Annotated in this window: 5 protein-coding genes; 2 read left to right on the forward strand and 3 right to left on the reverse strand. The window is 66.8% G+C overall.

Annotated features, from left to right (window positions below):
• Positions 1-193: 193 nt before the first annotated feature.
• Positions 194-463 (reverse strand): hypothetical protein, encoded by a 270-nt coding sequence (locus AC5LUJ_RS02925; RefSeq protein ID WP_493464414.1) that lies wholly within the window; start codon positions 461-463, stop codon positions 194-196.
• Positions 456-653 carry a hypothetical protein gene (locus tag AC5LUJ_RS02930; protein ID WP_493464415.1) on the reverse strand — a complete coding sequence of 66 codons (198 nt, stop codon included), beginning with the start codon at positions 651-653 and terminating at the stop codon, positions 456-458. The genes AC5LUJ_RS02925 and AC5LUJ_RS02930 overlap by 8 nt, the downstream gene beginning before the upstream one ends.
• Positions 654-1,067: 414 nt before the next feature.
• On the opposite strand from AC5LUJ_RS02930, the gene AC5LUJ_RS02935 reads away from it, so the two are divergent.
• On the forward strand, positions 1,068-1,205 hold the full coding sequence (locus tag AC5LUJ_RS02935) for a hypothetical protein (RefSeq protein ID WP_493464416.1): 138 nt from the start codon (positions 1,068-1,070) through the stop codon (positions 1,203-1,205).
• A 99-nt stretch (positions 1,206-1,304) separates the two neighbouring features.
• Here the strand turns inward: AC5LUJ_RS02935 and AC5LUJ_RS02940 are convergent, their stop codons facing one another.
• Positions 1,305-1,958 (reverse strand): TetR/AcrR family transcriptional regulator, encoded by a 654-nt coding sequence (locus AC5LUJ_RS02940; protein ID WP_493464417.1) that lies wholly within the window; start codon positions 1,956-1,958, stop codon positions 1,305-1,307.
• A 123-nt stretch (positions 1,959-2,081) separates the two neighbouring features.
• Here AC5LUJ_RS02940 and AC5LUJ_RS02945 point away from each other — a divergent pair, with 123 nt between their 5' ends.
• The gene (locus tag AC5LUJ_RS02945) at positions 2,082-3,206 is read left to right on the forward strand and encodes an FAD-dependent oxidoreductase (RefSeq protein WP_493464418.1); all 1,125 of its coding nucleotides are present in this window, start codon (positions 2,082-2,084) and stop codon (positions 3,204-3,206) included.
• Positions 3,207-3,394 lie beyond the last annotated feature (188 nt).

The following is a 3,394-nucleotide window of genomic DNA, read 5'->3' on the forward strand; positions in this document are numbered from 1 at the left end:
CCAAGGCAGGAACCGCCTGACCTGACGGGCTCGCTCGTCAGGCACTCTGCGGTCGCGACGTTATCGCACTCGGTGCCCGCACTCGTGTCACACCCCGTAACTTTATGACTGCTAGTGCGGTCGAGGCGTCGATGCTGGCCTGTGGTCCAGTGACTCGCTGTGCTCGGTGCTCTCGGCGGCGTGTCCGTCCCTGTCAGGTGTCCAGCCGGACATACTGAATGCTGATGATCTCTTGGCCCTCGTGTGCAGTGACTGTGTACCAGACGGTCACGCCGTCGGACGGCAGGTGGAGTTCGTAGGACCCCGGCAACGGGTCATCCATCGGGAACGGATCCGCAAGTGCCGGAACAGGTTCGTCGAGCAGGTGAAAGATCGTTCGCTGGACCGCCCACCGCAATGCCTGTGGCAAGGCATCAATCTCCTGCCAGGACGTTCCCGGGAATCGTACGAGGCGATCACTCACCGATTCCCCATACCTCGGCGAGCTGGCTGCGGGAGAAGGTTGGCGCATCGTCGCCAGCACCCTGGTCGGCCTGGATGCGCGCCCTGGCTACTGTCCGGCCGACCTCGAGCCGCAGGCGCCGCACCTCGGCTCGCAGCGACTCCAGCTCCACGCGGGGGATGGTGACCAGCTCGGACGCCTCGACGCTCACGATCGACTCCCTCGGCTCGACGCTGCCCCATAGTCTAGCTGGCTGGAGGATCGCAAGATCACAAATGGTGTTGTCGCGTCCACTGGCCCTCGCCCAGCCTGACGCGGAACCCCTCGTCGGTTTCGGCATACCGCTTGACGGCCTCGTACGCCTCGTCCGAGAGCCGAAGCGTGATCGTCCGCGCCATGCGCAATATGATGGCGAGATCTGACAGCAACACTCGTGGCAAGCTGGAACGAGTCCATGTCGGCCGGGCCGACCCGGTGCGCCCGCTATGCCTGGTGGATCTGGTGGACCCGGCGGCCGCGCTGTCAAACTCGTTTACCAGCTCAAGCTGACCCACGTCCGCGACCGCCTGTGCGGCGATCCCGGCGGTGCGGCAGCTGCCGCACCGTGGTCGGCTACGGTTGTGTCGTGGGACTGCATCTGAGTCAGATCGACGAGGCGGACGAACTGCTGACGAACGACCCGTTGGCGCTGCTGATCGGGATGGTGCTGGACCAGCCAGTCTCGGAAAGATGGAGTGGGACGGGACGGTCCGCACCCATCTGACACGTACCGCCCGGTTTTGGGTCCGCGGGTGACGAGCCGCAGTGCCGGGGCGGTACCAGGCGTTCCGGTGCTCGGCCAGCCACGGCTTGCGAGCAGAGGTCACCTGGAGGGACGACTGGAGATGCCGTCCAGGATGGTGGTCAGGTTGCGATCGAAATTTTCCTTGGCGTCGAGGTGGGCGCCGTCGACGACGAGCCGGGCGATGGTGGGGTACTCGCCGGTTTCCAGCTGACGGGTCAGGTAGGGGCCGAGGCTGGCCTGCCAGGCGGCCTCGTTGGTGCCGGTGGAACGGGCGGTGCGCCGCTCGGTGACCTCTCTGCGCAGCGCGCCGATGATGAAGGCGCTCAGGGTTCCCGTGGCCCGCTGCAGGTCGGCGACATCGCGCACGCCCGGGGCCTGGCTGAGCGCCGCCGCGGTCGATTCACCCACGGCGAGCGCGTGCGGACCCAGGCGTGGCCTACCACCGAGTAGGTCGGAAAACCATTCATGTTCAAGGGCGGCGACCCGGGTCATGTGGGCGATGGCCAGGACCGTGGCACGCCAGTCGGACTGCCGGCCGGCCTCGGCGATCCGGGCATAGACAGCGTCGACCATCAGATCGAGCAGCTCGGATCTGTTGACCACGTAGTTGTAGAGCCGCATCGGACCGACGCCGAGCTCTTTGGCAATCTTGCGAATCGACAGCCCATCGAGGCCATGCTCATCAGCCACTCGGATCGCCGTAGCGGTGATCTTCTCGCGGTTCAACGGCACCGGCGCCGCTCGCGCTCGCGGTTCGGGCCGCTCCCAGACGGGTTCCACCTCGTTAAGGTACGGGTGCGCTCGGTTAAGGTACGGTGTACTCACAAGATACATCGTACGTTAAGGAAGTCGATCATGATGTCCATAGCGATCGCTGGTGGCGGCCTCGGTGGGTTGACCCTGGCCCGGATCCTGCACCGACACGGCATCGATGCGGTGGTGTACGAGCGCGAGGCCAGCCGATCGGCCCGATCACAGGGCGGCTCGCTCGACCTGCACCCGGAGTCCGGGCAACATGCCCTGGCGGAAGCGGGCCTCACCGGCCGATTCCGATCTGCGGCGCGACCCGAGGGCGAGGAACTTCGCATCCTCGACCCGGCCGGCCGGACCCTCCTGCACCACAAGCCGCAGCCTGGCTCGTTCGCCGGACGACCCGAGATCGACCGGAGCGCACTGCGTGAACTTCTGCTCGATTCACTCCCATACGACGCGGTCGTATGGGGGCACCATCTCGTCGCGGCGACACCGGGACCTGACGGGGGCTTCGGGCTGGAATTTCAGGGCGGCCGCCGAACAGACTGCGAGATCCTCATCGGCGCGGACGGCGCACGATCGATAGTTCGGTCGCTGCTGACCGACGCGAAACTGACCTACGTCGCCACCTTGGCTGAGCTGACCATCAGCGACGTCGACCGGCGCCACCCGGACATCGCCGAGCTGGTCGGTCCCGGGAACCTGTGGTGCGTCGGCGTAAGCCAGATCCTGGCGGCGCAACGCAGCGGCGACGGCAGTCTGCGAGTCGCGGCGTCCCTGCGCGCGGAGGACCGCCACATCAGTAGTAAGCGTGCTCTGCTGGACATGTTCGACGGCTGGGATCCAGGCCTCACCGCACTCATCGAAGCCAGCGACAGCGCGGTGACGCCGCGCCGGATCGAGGCGATGCCGATCGGTACACGCTGGGCCAGCCAGCCGGGCGTTACCCTGATCGGCGACGCCGCGCATCTCATGCCGCCGGTCGGTGAGGGCGCCAACCAGGCCATGCTTGACGCCGCGGAACTCGCCCGCGAACTGGTTGCCAACCCCGCCGGCCCGCACTCGGCGATCCGGGCGTACGAACACGAAATGTTCACCAGGACCCGTCCGATCGCCGAGATGTCCGCGCGAGTCCAGGCGATGATGCTGTCTCCAACCGCAGCGGAAGATATCATCCGCTTCTTTACGGCTCGGCCCCGGCCCGCCGAGCCGGCATCCGCGGACTGACAACGCGCCGGACCGCGAGCCCCGTATCAGTCGTAGCCCCGCCTGACGTGGTGAGGGGCAACTACGGTCAGCCCGTCGGCCGGGTCGCCGGTTTCTACCAGGGTGGCGAGCGCTGTGACGCTCCGCGTCAGGCGGTCGGCTACGGTGAGGTCGTGGGACTGCATCTGAGTCAGATCGACGAAGCGGAT

This window comes from Protofrankia sp. CiP1_Cm_nod3 (assembly GCF_982290655.1).